13 protein-coding genes are annotated in these 15576 nt (G+C 72.1%); 12 read left to right on the forward strand and 1 reads right to left on the reverse strand.

What is annotated here, in order from left to right:
• Positions 1-183 precede the first annotated feature (183 nt).
• The 5 genes from AB0C36_RS18500 (at position 184) to AB0C36_RS18520 (ending at position 5965) form a co-directional block, all read left to right on the forward strand.
• The gene (locus tag AB0C36_RS18500; RefSeq protein ID WP_358355302.1) at positions 184-1143 is read left to right on the forward strand and encodes an ABC transporter permease; all 960 of its coding nucleotides are present in this window, start codon (positions 184-186) and stop codon (positions 1141-1143) included.
• A complete protein-coding gene (locus tag AB0C36_RS18505) occupies positions 1136-2203 on the forward strand; it encodes an ABC transporter permease (protein WP_358355304.1) in 1068 nt (355 codons plus the stop codon). Before AB0C36_RS18500 ends, AB0C36_RS18505 begins: the two co-directional genes overlap by 8 nt.
• A complete protein-coding gene (locus tag AB0C36_RS18510) occupies positions 2200-3843 on the forward strand; it encodes an ABC transporter substrate-binding protein (RefSeq protein ID WP_358355306.1) in 1644 nt (547 codons plus the stop codon). The genes AB0C36_RS18505 and AB0C36_RS18510 overlap by 4 nt, the downstream gene beginning before the upstream one ends.
• Positions 3844-3926: 83 nt before the next feature.
• Complete coding sequence (locus tag AB0C36_RS18515; RefSeq protein WP_358355308.1) at positions 3927-4964, forward strand: ABC transporter ATP-binding protein; 1038 nt, start codon at positions 3927-3929, stop codon at positions 4962-4964.
• Complete coding sequence (locus AB0C36_RS18520) at positions 4961-5965, forward strand: oligopeptide/dipeptide ABC transporter ATP-binding protein (RefSeq protein ID WP_358355310.1); 1005 nt, start codon at positions 4961-4963, stop codon at positions 5963-5965. Before AB0C36_RS18515 ends, AB0C36_RS18520 begins: the two co-directional genes overlap by 4 nt.
• 43 nt (positions 5966-6008) lie before the next feature.
• Here the strand turns inward: AB0C36_RS18520 and AB0C36_RS18525 are convergent, their stop codons facing one another.
• On the reverse strand, positions 6009-6521 hold the full coding sequence (locus tag AB0C36_RS18525; RefSeq protein WP_358355312.1) for a pyridoxamine 5'-phosphate oxidase family protein: 513 nt from the start codon (positions 6519-6521) through the stop codon (positions 6009-6011).
• A gap of 713 nt (positions 6522-7234) precedes the next feature.
• Here AB0C36_RS18525 and hpnC point away from each other — a divergent pair.
• From hpnC to AB0C36_RS18560, 7 genes are read left to right on the forward strand one after another with little or no spacing between them, the layout of a single operon-like run.
• Entirely contained in the window at positions 7235-8041 is an 807-nt protein-coding gene (hpnC, locus tag AB0C36_RS18530) for a squalene synthase HpnC (RefSeq protein ID WP_358355362.1), read from the forward strand.
• 8 nt (positions 8042-8049) lie between these two features.
• On the forward strand, positions 8050-9015 hold the full coding sequence (hpnD, locus tag AB0C36_RS18535) for a presqualene diphosphate synthase HpnD (protein ID WP_358355314.1): 966 nt from the start codon (positions 8050-8052) through the stop codon (positions 9013-9015).
• A 31-nt stretch (positions 9016-9046) separates the two neighbouring features.
• The gene (hpnE, locus tag AB0C36_RS18540) at positions 9047-10453 is read left to right on the forward strand and encodes a hydroxysqualene dehydroxylase HpnE (RefSeq protein WP_358355316.1); all 1407 of its coding nucleotides are present in this window, start codon (positions 9047-9049) and stop codon (positions 10451-10453) included.
• The gene (locus AB0C36_RS18545; protein ID WP_358355318.1) at positions 10450-11475 is read left to right on the forward strand and encodes a polyprenyl synthetase family protein; all 1026 of its coding nucleotides are present in this window, start codon (positions 10450-10452) and stop codon (positions 11473-11475) included. The genes hpnE and AB0C36_RS18545 overlap by 4 nt, the downstream gene beginning before the upstream one ends.
• Before the next feature lie 2 nt (positions 11476-11477).
• Positions 11478-13382 (forward strand): squalene--hopene cyclase, encoded by a 1905-nt coding sequence (gene shc, locus AB0C36_RS18550; protein WP_358355320.1) that lies wholly within the window; start codon positions 11478-11480, stop codon positions 13380-13382.
• Positions 13383-13385: 3 nt separating this feature from the next.
• The gene (locus tag AB0C36_RS18555; RefSeq protein ID WP_358355322.1) at positions 13386-14153 is read left to right on the forward strand and encodes a nucleoside phosphorylase-I family protein; all 768 of its coding nucleotides are present in this window, start codon (positions 13386-13388) and stop codon (positions 14151-14153) included.
• Complete coding sequence (locus tag AB0C36_RS18560) at positions 14150-15526, forward strand: aspartate aminotransferase family protein (protein ID WP_358355324.1); 1377 nt, start codon at positions 14150-14152, stop codon at positions 15524-15526. The genes AB0C36_RS18555 and AB0C36_RS18560 overlap by 4 nt, the downstream gene beginning before the upstream one ends.
• Positions 15527-15576 lie beyond the last annotated feature (50 nt).

The following is a 15576-nucleotide window of genomic DNA, read 5'->3' on the forward strand; positions in this document are numbered from 1 at the left end:
ATGCGCCGTGGGGTGGGATAGCGGAGCAGGCGGAGTACTCCGGATGTCCCACCCCACAGCAGTTCGCCCGCAAGGAAGCACGGAAGCAAACAAGAAAGCACGGCACGGCGGCACAGCACCGCACAGCCGCACGGCACAGCGGCGGCTGCACGGCATGGCACGGCAACTCAACAGGAGCAGACGATGGCCACCTACATCCTGCGGCGCGCGGTAGGCGTGCTCGTGGTGATGTTCGCCGTCGTCACCGGCATGTTCATGCTGCTGCACGCCTCACCCGTCTCGCCGGTCAACCAGCTCGCCCCGCAGGTCGCCGCCGACCCCGTGGCCCGCGCCGCCGTCGAACACCGCATGGGCCTGGACCGCCCCCTGGTCGTGCAGTACTTCGACTATCTCGGCGGCCTGGTGACCGGAGACTTCGGCACCTCGCTGTACGACGGCTCCTCCGTCGCCGACCAGATCGGCCGCGCGCTGCCCGTCTCGCTCGAACTCGGCTTCCTCGCCGCCCTGCTGGCCGTCGTCCCGGCCGTCCTGCTCGGCACCTGGTCCGCGCTGCGCCAAGGCCGCGCGGTGGACCAGGCCACCCGCGTCGTCACCGTCGTCGCCATGTCCCTGCCGGGCTACTGGATCGCCGTCGTGATGCTCGTCATGGTCGACAACCCCGACTTCCTGCCCGGCGCGGGCGGCTTCGTCACCTTCTCCGAGGACCCCGCCCGCAACCTCCAGGTGCTGCTGCTGCCCGCGGTCGTGCTCGGCCTCGGCGCGTTCGCGATGATCACGCGCTCGCTGCGCGGCGGGCTGGTGGAGGCGTACACCTCCGACCACGTCGCCTTCGCGCGCGCGATGGGCTCGTCGCGCACCCAGGTGCTGCGCCGCGTGGCGCTGCGCGGGGCGGTGGTGCCGACGCTGACCGTCGCGGGTGTGCTGATCGGCGGCCTGCTGTCCGGGACCGTGCTGGTGGAGAGCGTCTTCCAGATCCCCGGCCTCGGGCAGATGATGGTCACCGCGTTCCAGCGCCAGGACTACCAGCTCGCGCTCGGCGGCTGCGTCGCCACCGCCGCGATCTTCCTGGTCCTCAACCTGGTCGTCGACCTCCTGTACCTCGTCGTGGACCCCCGCACGCGACAGGGGCTGGCCCGTGCCTGAGAGCAAGCCGGTGGAGCCTGTACGTCCGATACCGCCCGAGTCCGCGGTCCCGGCGGGTTCCGCGGGCGGCTCGGACGCCGTCGGTGCTACACCCCCGGCGCCCGAGCCCGCGCCGTCCGGCCGGGCCCGTGCGCACGGACTGCGCAAGCACCTCGGGAACCTCGGCATCGCGGGCTGGACCGGGCTCGTCATGGTCGCCCTGTACCTGCTGGTCGCCACCGTGGGACGCCTGCACGGCAGCCCGACCGAGCTGGTCGCCCTCGGCCCCGAAGCGCCGTCTCCCGACCACCCCTTCGGCACCGACCACCTCGGCCGCGACCTCCTCGCGCGCACCGCCGAGGGTGCGTGGACGTCGCTGTGGATCTGCCTCACCTCGATCGGCTTCGCGCTCGCCGCCGGCACCGCGATCGGCGTGCTCGCCGGATACCGCTACGGCGGACGCCTGGACGGGCTCCTCATGCGCACCGTCGAGACCGTGCAGGCCCTCCCGCAGTTCATCTTCGTGATGTTCGTCATCGGCCTCATGGGCACCGACGACATGCACTTCGGCCCGGTCACGGTGACCAACGGCGTACGCGTCGCCCTCGCGATCGGCGTCGGCTTCATCCCGTACTTCGCCCGCGTCGCCCGCGCCGCGACGGTGGTGGAGCTGAGCGAGGACTACGTGGTGAACCTGCGTGGCCTCGGCGTGCCCCCGCGCGAGATCCTGTCCCGGGAGGTGCTGGTCAACGTCATGCCCCCGGTGCTCGGACAGGCGTTCCTCGCGATGGCCATCGCGGTCTTCGCCGAGGGCGGTCTGAGCTTCCTGGGGCTCGGCGTCCCACCCCCGCACGCGACACTGGGCAACCTGGTCGCGGACGCCGGCGGCCAGATCCTGGGCGACGCGTGGTGGTACGCCACGCTCCCCGGCGCGGTCCTGGTCCTCGGCATCCTCGGCTTCAACCTGCTCGGCGAGGCGTACGGGGAGCGGAACCGGAGCCCCCGTCTCGCACGTTCGAAGCGCGCAGGCACGAGCACGAGCGGCATCCCCGCCGCGTACGCGACAGAGGAGACGAAGTGACCCCCGGAGCGTGGAGGGCCCGTACGGCAACCGGCGGCACGGGCCGGACCGGCCAGACCGGCCCGAGCCGGCGCGGGTTCCTCGGCATGACCGCGGGTCTTGCCCTCGGCGGCACCGGCCTGCTGACCGCGTGCAGCTCCGGCGACTCCGGATCGCGCGTCGCCGACCGGCACAAGGACGGCATTCTGCGCATCGGCGTCGCGGCCGCGCCCAGCAGCCTCAACCCGCTCGACTCCGGCGCCGAGGTGACGCGCTGGATCGCCGAGCCGGTGATGGAGAGCCTGTACGCGTACGACGACCAGCTCAATTCCGTGCCGCTGCTCGCCGACGGCGAGCCGGAGGTCTCGCCGGACCAGCTCACCTGGACCGTGAGACTCAAGAGCGGGATCGTGTGGCACAACGGCGAGCCGTTCACCGCCGACGACGTGGTGGCCACGCTCACGCACATGCTCGACATGTCGGCGGGCAGCGAGTGGATCACGTACATGCTCGGTTACGTCGCGTCGTTCGAGAAGGCCGACGAGCGGACCGTGCGCATCAGGCTCGCCAAGCCGTACGGCCTGCTCCGCTCGCACCTGACCAACCTGCCGGTCACGCACAAGGACTTCGTGTCGCGCAAGGACACGATGATGGGCACCGGCCCCTTCCGCCTGGACCGCTACATCCCGGGGCAGAGCTTCACGATGTCCAGGTTCGACCGCTACCACGGCGGCCAGTACCGGGCGCCGTTCGCCGACATGCCGGCGGGCGCGGCCTTCGCCGGCATCGAGTACACGGTCTTCACCGACGGCAACACGCGCGCGGTCAGCCTCAAGCAGGGCAAGGTCGACCTGATCACCGCACCCGCGCAGACCACCGTGCCGATCCTGGAGAAGGAGAAGGGCGTCGCGGTGGTCACCGCGGTCGCGCCGCTCGACGTGCTGACGTACGTCATGATCGAGCGCGAGCCGTTCAACGACCCGGAGTTCCGCAAGGCCATCGCCTACTCGATGGACCGCGACGGCGTGCTCCAGCGCGTGTACGGCGGCAAAGGCAAGCCCGGCCAGGGCCCCATCGGCCCCGGCGAGCTGGGCCACGACGCCGGGCTCGCGGTCTTCCCCGCGACCCCCGACCTGGCCAAGGCGCGCGAGCACCTGGACCGCGCCAAGACCACCAAGCGCTCCTTCACCATCACGATCGGCGCCAGCCAGACCATCCGCGACATCGCGCAGGTCCTGGTCGCCGGATGGGACAAGATCGGCGTCAAGGTCACCATCGAGCAGCTCGCGGGCGGCCCGTGGTCCAACAAATGGCTCTCGCGCGACTACGACATGCTCATGAACACCTTCATGTCGGGCTTCACCTCGGGACCCGCGAACTACCTGACGCTCGCGCCCGCGTCCTCGACCAACGTGCTCGCGTGCGGGTACAAGAACCCGGTCGTGGACCAGGCGATCGACACCGTGTGGCAGACCACCGACCCCGCCGCCCGCACGGCCGCGCTCAAGGCGGTCGACCGCGCGCTCGCCGAGGACGCGGTGATCTTCCCGCCCGTCCATCCCGAGCTGATCGTGGCCCAGCGCCGCGAACTGAGCCCGCTCAACACCGCGCAGCTGAAGGTCTGCCGCCTGTCGCCGCAGACCCTCCGCTTCACCGGCTGACCGACCGCCGGACCGGTACCCGGGATCCGGCCCGCACACTGGGAAGGAAAACCTCCGCCCACCCGCAAACGGACGGACACTCCATGGCCACGACTCTCGGATCGGGCACCAAGCCCGGCACGGCCGCCGCAGCCGCCCCGGACCCCGCCGCGGGCGGGGCGGACCCGGCGGCGCTGCTGCGCGTGCGCGGGCTGTCCGTGACGTACCCCTCCGCACGGGGACCGGTCACCGCGGTACGCGGGGCGTCGTTCGAGGTACGGCCGGGGGAGGTCTTCGGCCTGGTGGGGGAGTCCGGCAGCGGCAAGAGCAGCGTGTGCACCGCGGTCATGGGCCTGCTGCCGGACGGCACGCGCCTGGAGGCCGACGGCATCGACTTCGAGGGCCGCGACCTCGCCCGGCTGCGCGAGCGGGATCTGCGGCGCGTACGCGGCCACCGCATAGCGCTGGTCCCGCAGCAGCCGATGACCTCCCTCTCGCCGACCACGCCCGTCGGCCGCCAGCTCCGCTGGTACCTCGGCGACCGGATGGACGACCCCGAGCTGCGCGGCACGCTGGCGGCGATCGGCCTCGGCGCGGTCCTCGACCGCCCGCGCGACCTGCCCGGCGCGTTCTCCGGCGGGCAACTCCAGCGCCTCGTCATCGCCATCGCGGCGTTGTCGCACGAGCCGGCCCTGCTGCTCGCCGACGAGCCGACCACGACGCTCGACGCCACGGTCCAGGCGCAGGTCCTCAAGCTCCTGCTGACCCTGCGTGAGAACCTGGGCCTGGCCGTGTTGTACGTCTCGCACGACCTCGCCGTCGTCGCCCAGATCTGCGACCGCGTCGGTGTCATGTACGGCGGCCGCCTCGTCGAGACGGCGCCGGTCCACGAGATCTTTGCCAACCCCCGGCACCCCTATACCCGGGCGCTGGTCGCGGCGATGCCGTCCACCACGCCGGCCGACGAGCCGCTGCGCCCGATCCCCGGTACCGCGGAGGGGGCGAACCTGCTGCCCGGGTGCCCGTTCGCGCCCCGCTGCCCCAAGGCCACCGACATCTGCCGCACCGAGATGCCGGAGCCGGTCCGGTACGGCGACGCCTCGGCCTCCTGCCACCGGCCCTCCGACGGTGGTGCCAAGTGACCGACCGCGAACCACTCCTGACGGCTCGTCACCTCCGTCGCCACTTCACTCTGCCGCGCACGCTCGGCAAGCGCGGCCCCGGTGACCGGGTGCACGCCGTCGAGGACGTCTCGTTCGACGTCGCGGCGGGGGAGATCCTCGCGATCGTCGGGGAGTCCGGCTGCGGCAAGTCGACCGTGGCGCGCATGCTCGCGGGACTCAGCGAACCGACGGCCGGGACGGTCGAGTTGGACGGCCGCGAACTGCCCGCGCACCGGGACGGCAAGGACCAGCGGCTCGTGCAGCTCGTGACGCAGAATCCGCGCGCCGCGTTCAACCGGCGCCGGGGCATCCGGCACGCGCTGCACCAGCCGCTGCGGGTGCACGGGCTGGCCGCGGACAAGACGGAACGCGAGCGCCTGGCGCTGGAGACGGTGCGCCGGGTGGGCCTGTCCGACGAGCACCTGGACCGCATGCCGCGCGACCTGAGCGGCGGCGAGCTCGCGCGCATGGTGCTGGCCCGCGCGCTGCTGGTCGGGCCGCGCGTCCTGGTGCTGGACGAGCCGACCGCGAGCCTCGACGCGAGCGTCAAGGCGACGGTGGTGAACCTGCTGCTGCGGCTGCGCGACGAACTGGGCCTGGCGATCGTCGTCATCACACACGAGATCGACATCGCCCGGCGCCTCGCGGACCGGGCCGCGGTGATGTACCTGGGGCGGATCGCCGAGATCGGCGCGGCGTCGCATGTGCTGCACACGCCGGCGCACCCGTACGCGCGCATGCTGCTGGCCAGTGTGCCGGAGCCCGATCGGGGTCGGACCGGGCCGGCGCGGTCGGACGACGCGGTGTCCGGGGCGCTGGGGGAGGTGCCGTCGGCGGTGGCGCCGCCGCCGGGATGCGCGTACCACCCGCGCTGCCCGCTGGCGACGCAGGAGTGTCGGACGGAGGTGCCGGTGCCGCGGCTGCTGGCCGGTGCCGAGGTGGCGTGCCACCACGCCGAGGAGGCCGAGGTCGCCCGCTGACGTGGTCGGCGGCCGACGGCCGAGCGGGGCGACGGCCGGCCGGTCAGCGGTTGAGGCGGCGTCCCGTCACGAGCTCCGGCTCGATGCGGAAGACGATGCCCTGCTCCGCCCAAGGGATGGGCAGCCGGCGCGAGAGCCGGTCGATCTCGGCGGCGTCGTCGACGCGTACCGCGTTCCCGGTCGCGGTGACCGACCAGCCGCTCCGCCGCTCCATGTCGCACTCGTCGGCCTGGAAGGCGACGACGGACCTGTGCAGCGCCGAGGCGAGGTTGCGGTCCCCGATGACGCGGAAGACGATCGCCGTGGCTGCGAGGGTTGCCGAGGTCGCGGGGTCAGCCTGGTCCGTCTGGTCCGCCCCGTCCGCTGCGTCCGCGGGGGCCTCGGGGCCGGCGGCCGGACCGGCGTCGCGGCCGCCTTCGACGAAGAAGTGCACCGGGCGGATCGCGGGCAGCGCGCCCTCGGTGAAGACGACACGGCCCACCGGCACGCCGGCCATCAGACGGAGCGCCTCGGCGGCCGTCAGCTCTTCGAGCCGGGGTGCGGGTGTCGTGGTCATGTGTTCCAGGATGGCCGCGCCCCGCAGCGGTGTTCAGGGGCTAAGGTCCCGCTTTGCCCGGTGGATCGGTCCGGAGCCGGTGGGACCCGGTCGGTGCGGTTGTCGGCGTGCCGTCGGCACGGCTGCCCGACTTGCCCCGAGTAGTCGCCGACTTTGTGTCGAGAACCACACTCGCCCGTTACGTCAACAAAACGATTCCTATTTCGCCAATTGATCGCCCGGCGGAATTAGCGGAATCGCAACCTCCGGTTGGTCCGAACGCCGGACAACCCTCGGAAAATCGGGGCTCCCGATGAAACCGCGCCCCTTGATCCGGCGTCCTGACAGCCAAGGGGGTGACAGGCGCCCGCGCCCGAGGATAGCGGGTTCCGTGGCCATGGATAACGGCGGGGTTTCGTCGCGGGAAAGTCGCGGATGCGGGCTGACACGCGTCATCCCGGTGCTTGATCGGCACATCGGTGATCAGGCAAGCTGAACCGTCAGACCGACCGGGACAAGCCGAGTTCCTGGCCAACTGTCGTGTTGGAATCGAAGCCGGGGCGCGATCCGCTGCTCCCGGGACAACGGTTCCCAGCAGTCCAGGGAGAGAGATGGAGCGCAATTCCGGCGGTCAGGCAGGTCCCGATGACACCGGAGGCGACGCTGCGGGAGTCGGCACCGGGGACCGGACCGGGGAACTACCGGACCGCGCGGTCGTCGACCCCGCGGTGGTCATGGCCCAGGCCAAGGACGAGAACTTCCCGGTCGCCTCGCGCGTGCTGCGTCCCGAGCACCGGCGCCACCTGCTCGCGGTGTACGGCTTCGCCCGGCTCGTCGACGACATCGGCGACGAGGCGACCGGCGACCGGCTCGCCCAGCTCGACGAGGTCGAGAAGGACGTGCGCCGGATCTACGACGGCGACGCGCCGCACCTCGAAGTGCTGCGCCCGCTGCGTGCCACGGTCGCCGAGACGCGCATGCCGGCGGACCCGCTCGTCGCGCTGATCGACGCGAACCGGCAGGACCAGCGGGTGCGCCGCTACGAGACGTACGGCGACCTGGTCGACTACTGCAAGCTGTCCGCCGACCCCGTCGGGCGCATAGTCCTGTACGTGTTCGGCCGGGCCGACGAGCAGCGGTTCGTCTGGTCCGACCAGATCTGCACCGCACTGCAGATCGTCGAGCACCTCCAGGACGTCGCCGAGGACCTCGGCAAGGACCGCATCTACCTGCCGACGGAGGACATGGCCCGGTTCGGGGTCGCCGAAGCCGACCTGACGGCCGGGTCCGCGGGCCCCCACCTGCGAAAACTGGTTGCGTTCGAGGCGGGGCGCGCGGCTAACCTGCTCCGCGCCGGTGCGCCCTTGATCGATTCGCTGCGCGGACGGGAGCGGCTGGCGGTCGCGGGATTCGCCGCCGGCGGACGCGCCGCACTCGCGGCGATCGCCGCCGTGGACCACGACGTGCTGGGGCATCGTCCCCGGCCGGGAAAGGCCGGCCTGCTGCGGGAACTCGTCCGCGTGCTGGCCCGGAAACGGTGAGGAGCCACATGGACGTCGACGCGTCGTACGCGTACTGCGAGCGGCTGACCCGCAATCAGGCGCGGAACTTCTACTACGGCATCCGGTTGCTGCCCGAACCGAAGCGCCTCGCGCTCAGCGCGGTGTACGCCTTCGCCCGCGAGGTCGACGACATCGGCGACGGCGACCTGCCGCTGGAGACCAAGGTCGCCGAGCTGGGCCGGATGCGCGCGCAGCTGGAGGATCTTGCCGCCTACCGCGACCCGGTCTGCACCGCGCTCGCGGACGCCGCGCACCGCTACCCCATCCCGCTGTCCGCGCTCGACGAGCTCATCGACGGCGTCGAGATGGACCTCAAGGAGACGCAGTACCAGACCTTCGAGCAACTGACCGTGTACTGCCGCTGCGTGGCGGGCGCGGTCGGACGCCTGTCGCTCGGCATCTTCGGCTCGACGGACCCCGAGCGCGCGCCGGAGCTGGCCGACACGCTCGGCATCGCGCTCCAAGTGACCAACATCCTCCGGGACATCAAGGAGGACAAGGACAACGGGCGGGTCTACCTGCCGCGCGAGGACCTCGCGAAGTTCGGCCTGGAGGACGCCTGGGAGCCGGAAGGCGCCTTCGTGCCCGGGGCGGCGTTCGACGACCTGGTGCGCTTCGAGGGCGAGCGGGCCCGGCGCCTGTTCGACGAGGGCCTGCGCCTGCTGCCGCTGCTCGACCGGCGCAGCGCCGCCTCCGCCGGTGCGATGGCCGGAATCTACCGCCGCCTGCTGACCCGCATCGTCGCCGAACCGTCGGTCGTGCTCACCGGCCGCCAGTCGCTCCCCGGCTGGGAGAAGGCCGAGATCGCGGTGCGCGGGCTGTCCGGACTGCCGGTCGGCGAACGCTCGGCGTTCACGGCCGTACCGCAGAACGTCGCGCGTGTGACGCGGTCCACGGAAAAATTCCTCATGCGGGGAACACGTTCCGGCGAAAAACACTTCAAGGGGGAGTAGGCCAAGTGATCTTCTGGGTACGTGAGGGCTCATGACACGTCGTCTGATCGTGGTGGGGGGAGGACTCGCCGGCATCACCGCCGCACTCACCGCGGCTGATGCGGGCGCGTCCGTGACGTTGCTGGAGGGGCGTCCGCGCCTCGGCGGTGCGACGTTCTCCTTCCGCCGTGGCGGACGGTGGCTCGACAACGGGCAGCACGTGTTCCTGCGCTGCTGCACCGAGTACCGGTGGTTCCTCGACCGCATCGGATCGACGGGCGACACGGTCCTGCAGGACCGGCTCGACGTACCCGTCCTCACTCCCTGGGGCACGACCGGGCGGCTGCGCCGCAGCGCGCTGCCCTCGCCCCTGCACCTGTCCGCCGCACTGTCCCGCTACCCGTTCCTGACCCTCGCGGGCCGGGCCCGGGTCGGGGTCGCGGCGCTCGCGCTCAAGCGCCTCGACCCCGAGGACCCGCGCCTCGACGAGGTCACCTTCGGCAGCTGGCTCGACCGGTTCGGCGTCACGGCCCGCGAACGCGCCGCGATGTGGGACCTGGTCGGCGTCGCCACCATCAACCTGACGGCCGAGCACGCCTCGCTCGCCGTCGCCACCAAGGTCTTCCGCACCGGGCTGCTCGACACCAACGACGGCGCCGACATCGGCTGGAGCAAGGTGCCGCTCCAGAAGCTGCACGGCGACGCCGCACAGCGCGCGCTCGAGGACGCGAAGGTGGACGTACGCCTCCGCTCCCGGGTCGCGGCCGTCGAGCCGCTGCCCGGCGGCGGCTTCACCGTCGACTCCGACGGCGGCACCCTGCACGCCGACGGCGTCGTCATCGCCGTACCGCACGAGGACGCCGCGCGGCTGCTCCCCGCCGGCGCCCTGCTCCTCGACGACCGGCCGGCCGACCCCACCGTCCTTGCCGGACTGGGGAGTTCGCCGATCGTCAACCTGCATGTGGTCTACGACCGGCCGGTCTTCACCGAGGACTTCGCGGCCGGCCTCGGCAGTCCCTTGCAGTGGGTCTTCGACCGCAGCGACAACCTCGGACTCGAACGCGGCCGGTACCTCGCGGTGTCGTTGTCCGCCGCCGAGGACGAGATCGATCTGACGCAGCATCAACTCCGGGACCGGTTCCTGCCCGCGCTCGAAAGGCTGATTCCCGCCACGCGTTCGGCGCGTGTCGAGGAGTTCGTCGTGACCAAGGAGCGCACCGCGACCTTCCGAGCCGCACCCGGCTCGGCCCGACTGCGACCGTACGCGCGCACCGCCCTGCCTGGACTCGCACTCGCCGGCTCGTGGACCGCCACCGGGTGGCCCGCGACCATGGAGTCGGCTGTCCGAAGCGGCCTGGCCGCGGCCCACGTCACCCTGCCCAGCCTGGACTTGGATCCCGGGCGTGTACTGCCGACGACTCCATCTGGTGCCTTCCCGGAGAGGACGACGACACCGTGACCGTAGCCGACAGCTCACTCGCCCCCGTTGTACTTGACCGCGCCCGCGAGGCCACGCAGCCCGCGCTCCGCACCGCCGTCGCCCGCCTCGAACCGCCGCTCGCCCGGGTCTCCGCCTACCACATGGGATGGGCCGACACCGAGGGCCGCCCGGTCCCGGGCAACGGCGGCAAGGCGCTGCGCCCCGCGCTCGCGCTGCTGTCCGCCGAGGCCGTCGGGGCGCCCACCCGGGCCGGTGTCCCCGGTGCGGTCGCCGTCGAACTCGTCCACAACTTCTCGCTCCTGCACGACGACCTCATGGACGGCGACGAGGAGCGGCGGCACCGGCCCACCGCCTGGAAGGCCTTCGGCCCCGGCCTCGCGGTCCTGGCCGGCGACGGGCTGCTCGTGCTCGCCGAGCAGGTGCTGATGGAGTCGTCCGGCCAGGGCGACCGCGCCGCCAAGCTGCTCACCGACGCGACCGCCGCACTGATCGACGGACAGTCCCAGGACCTCTCGTTCGAGACGCGTATGGACGTCACGGTCGAGGAGTGCCTGTCGATGGCCGGCAACAAGACCGGTGCGCTGCTCGCCTGCGCGAGCGCCATCGGTGCCGCGCTCGCCGGCGCCGAGCAGGAGACCGTGGACCGGCTGTACGCGTTCGGCCACCACCTCGGCATCGCCTTCCAGGCCGTCGACGACCTGCTCGGCATCTGGGGCCGCCCCGAGGTGACCGGCAAGCCCGCCTGGAACGACCTGCGCCAGCGCAAGAAGTCCGTCCCGGTCGTCGCCGCGCTCACCTCCGGGGGCGCCGCGGCGGACCGGCTGGCCGACCTCTACACCACCCCCGGTGACCTGACGGAGGATCAGTTGGCTTTGGCCGCAAGGCTCGTGGAGGAGGCGGGAGGCCGCGTCCGAACCGAGGTGGAGGCGCAGCGACACCTGGAGCTCGCGCTCGGCAGCCTCGACGGACTCGGCATCCCGGAGGTGACGCGTACCGACCTGGCGGCCCTGGCGGCATTCACTACGACTCGGGAGTTGTGAAGATGACGGTGACGGTCCAGACCGGTTCCACCGACGCGCCGGAGCGGGCGAAGGACACGCTCGACCGCGCCGTGGCCCACCTGCTCTCGCTGCAGGACGAGACGGGCTGGTGGAAGGGCGAGCTGGAGACCAACGTCACGATGGACGCCGAGGACCTCCTGTTCCGGGAGTTCCTCGGCATCCGCACCGCCGAGCAGACCGAGCAGTCGGCCCGGTGGATCCGTGCGAACCAGCGGGAGGACGGCACATGGGCGTCCTTCCGGGGCGGTCCCGCGGAGCTGTCCACGACGATCGAGGCGTACGTCGCCCTCAAGCTCGCCGGGGACTCCGTCGACGCCGACCACATGCGGCGCGCCGCCGCGTACATCCGCGAGCAGGGCGGCATCGCGCACAGCCGGGTCTTCACGCGCTTCTGGCTGGCCTTCTTCGGCTGGTGGTCCTGGGACGAACTCCCGGTGATGCCGCCGGAGTTGATCTACCTGCCCAAGTGGTTCCCGCTCAACGTCTACGACTTCGCGTGCTGGGCGCGGCAGACGATCGTCCCGCTCACCATCGTGAGCTCGCTGCGCCCGGTCCGGCCCGCGCCGTTCGGCCTCGACGAACTGGAGCCGACCGGGCCGGTGGCCGCCAAGCCGGTGGCCGACGACCCGTGGTCGCGGTTCTTCCGCGCCCTCGACCGGGTCCTGCACGTCTACTCCAAGCGCCCGGTGATGCCGGTGCGCCGGCACGCGATCCGCCGCGCCAAGCAGTGGATCATCGAGCGCCAGGAGGCGGACGGCGGCTGGGGCGGTATCCAGCCGCCGTGGGTGTACTCGCTCATCGCGCTGCACCTGACCGGCATGCCGCTCAACCACCCGGTCGTGGCGCAGGGCATCAAGGGCCTCGACGGGTTCACCATCTGGGAGGACACCGACGAGGGCACGGTGCGGCGCTTCGAGGCCTGCCAGTCCCCGGTGTGGGACACCGGCCTCTCGCTCGTCGCGCTGCGCGACGCCGGGCTCGCCGCGGACCACCCGCAGGTCGTCAAGGCCGCGGGCTGGCTGCTGGACGAGGAGATCCGCGAGTACGGCGACTGGGCGGTCCGCCGTCCCGGTCTCGAACCGGGCGGATGGGCCTTCGAGTTCGCCAACGACTACTACCCGGACACGGACGACACCGCCGAGGTCGTGATGGCTCTGCGGTACACCGCCCACCCCGACACCGAGCGCATGCGCGAGGTGCTGGGCCGCGCCGAGGTGTGGACCGCCGGAATGCGCAGCAAGGACGGCGCGTGGGGCGCGTTCGACGCGGACAACACCGCCGGGCTGCCGCTCAAGCTGCCGTTCTGTGACTTCGGCGCGGTCACCGACCCGCCGTCGGCGGACGTCACCGCGCACATCGTCGAGATGTTCGCGGAGTCCGGCCCGGAGTACCGCGACCAGGTCGTCGAGGGCGTGCGCTGGCTGCTGCGCAACCAGGAGGCGGACGGCTCGTGGTTCGGCCGCTGGGGCGCGAACTACATCTACGGCACCGGCGCCACCGTCCCGGCCCTCGTGCTCGCGGGCGTCGACCCGCGGCACAGCGCGATCCGCCGCGCGGTCCGCTGGCTCAACGGGATCCAGAACCCGGACGGCGGCTGGGGCGAAGACCTGCGCTCGTACGTCGACCCCGCGTGGTCCGGCAAGGGCGACTCCACCGCGTCGCAGACCGCGTGGGCGCTGCTGGCGCTCCTCGCGGCCGGCGAGAGCGGTGCCGCGGTCGAACGCGGAATCCGCTGGCTGACGGAGCATCAGAACGAGGAAGGCGGCTGGGACGAACCGCAGTTCACCGGCACCGGCTTCCCCGGCGACTTCTACATCAAGTACCACATGTACCGGATCGTGTTCCCCATCATGGCGCTCGGACGGTACGTGAAGGCGGCGGGCTGAGCCGTGGCACGGAACGCCGACGGAGGCCGCGGACACACCGGCGGTGCGCCCGCGGCCCAGGCCGCCGAAGAGGCGGCGCAGGCCGTCGAGGACGGCCCCGCGCGGCCCCTTCTCGTCGCCCCCCTGCGCATCGAGCGCCGCGCCCTGGTGCGCGGCGGCGCCGGGACCGTGCTGCGCTCCGGCATGGGCGAGGCCAAGTCGCTCGCCTGTGCCGAGACCCTGACCGGCGCCCCCGCGGTGGCCGTGGCGGGCATGGGCGCGGGCATGGAGGGGCTGCGGCCCGGCGACATCGTGGTGGCCACCGAAGTGCGCGGCCCCGACGGCGAGGTGCGGCCGTGCCCCTGGGCCGACTCCCTCGTGAAGGCCCTGCGCCCGCTGCCCGTCCCGGTGTACGCCGGACCGGTCGCGACCGTGCGCAAGCTGGTCCGCCCGGCCGAACGCGGCCCGCTCGCCGAGGCCGGGGTCGTCGCGGCCGACATGGAGTCCTTCTTCCTGCTCACCGAGTGGTGGACGCGGCCCGGCCCGGAGCGGCCCTGGGCCGTGGTGCGCGTGGTCAGCGACTCGCCGAAGCACGAACTGCTGCGGCCGGGCATCGTGCGCAACGGCCTGACCGCGTACCGGTCACTGAAAGCCGCCGCGCGCACACTCTCCGATTGGCTCGACGCGGTCGCGGGCCCGGATTCCGGCCCGTTCCCGACGGCCGGGGCACGCGAGGGGGCAGACTTGGGCGTGGGACGCGGCACGGCGGATGAACAGGACGGTGGCGGATGACGTTCGATCTCGGTGAGACGCTGGCGGAGTACGAGGGGCGCGGCTTCGAGCTGACCGCCAAGCACCTCAATCCGCAGCTGCCGCGCGTGCTCCAGACCATCGGCTTCCACCGCAACTACGTGCGCGCCGAGGGCCCGTACCTCTACGACGAGACGGGGGGCGAGTACCTCGACTTCCTGTCCGGCTTCGGCACGTACGGCGTCGGCCGGCACCACCCCGTGGTCCGCAAGGCGATGCAGGACGTCATCGCCCTCGACCTGCCGGACATCGTGCACTTCGCGACGCCGCCGCTGGCCGCCGCGCTCGCCGACCGCCTGCTGCGCACGACGCCGCACCTGGACCGGGTGTACTTCTGCAACAGCGGCACCGAGGCGGTCGAGGCGGCGCTGAAGTTCGCGCGCTTCGCCACCGGGCGCAAGCGCATCGTGTACGTCGACCACGCGTTCCACGGTTTGACCACCGGCTCGCTGTCGGTCAACGGGGCCAAGGAGTTCCGCAAGGGCTTCGAGCCGCTGCTGCCGGACTCCGCGGTGCCGCTCGGCGACCTCGACGCGCTGGAGCGCGAGCTGAAGCGCGGCGACGTCGCGGCGTTCATCGTCGAGCCGATCCAGGGCAAGGGCGTGCTGATCCCGCCGCCCGGGTACCTGGCGGCCGCCCAGAAGCTGCTGCGGCAGCACGGCGCGCTGCTGATCGCCGACGAGGTGCAGGTCGGCATGGGCCGCACCGGCAAGTTCTGGGCGTACGAGTGGGAGCCCGGCGTCGAGCCGGACATCGTCACGGTGGCCAAGGCGCTGTCCGGCGGGTACGTCCCGATCGGCGCCACGCTGACCAAGGACTGGATCTTCAAGAAGGTCTACTCGACCATGGACCGCGTCCTGGTCCACGACTGCACCTTCGGCGGCAACAACCAGGCCATGGCGGCCGGCCTCGCGACCCTCGCGGTCATCGAGGACGAGGACCTGACCGGCAACTGCCTGCGCATGGGCGACGCCTTCCAGTCCGCGCTGCGCCCGCTGCAGGAGAAGTACGAGCTGTTCGCCGACGTCCGCGGGCGCGGGCTGATCGTCGGCCTGGAGTTCGGCAAGCCGAAGTCCCTGAAGCTGCGCGCCGGTTGGTCGACCCTGAAGGCGGCGCGCACCGGGCTGTTCGCGCAGATGGTCGTCGTCCCGCTGTTCCAGCGGCACCGCATGCTCACGCAGGTGGCCGGCGACCACATGGACGTCATCAAGCTGCTGCCGCCGTACGTGATCGGGCAGCACGACGTCGACAACTTCACCGCGGCCTTCGTGGATGTCATGGACGACGCGCACAAGGGCACCGGCCTCATGTGGGACTTCGGCCGCACCCTCATCAAGCAGGCGTTGACGAAGTAGCCGCGCAGGCCCCCCGGTCACCGTGTCGGTGACCTGCACGTCGACCTGCA

The organism is Streptodolium elevatio, assembly GCF_040649515.1.
GTDB classification, from domain to species: domain Bacteria; phylum Actinomycetota; class Actinomycetes; order Streptomycetales; family Streptomycetaceae; genus Yinghuangia; species Yinghuangia elevatio.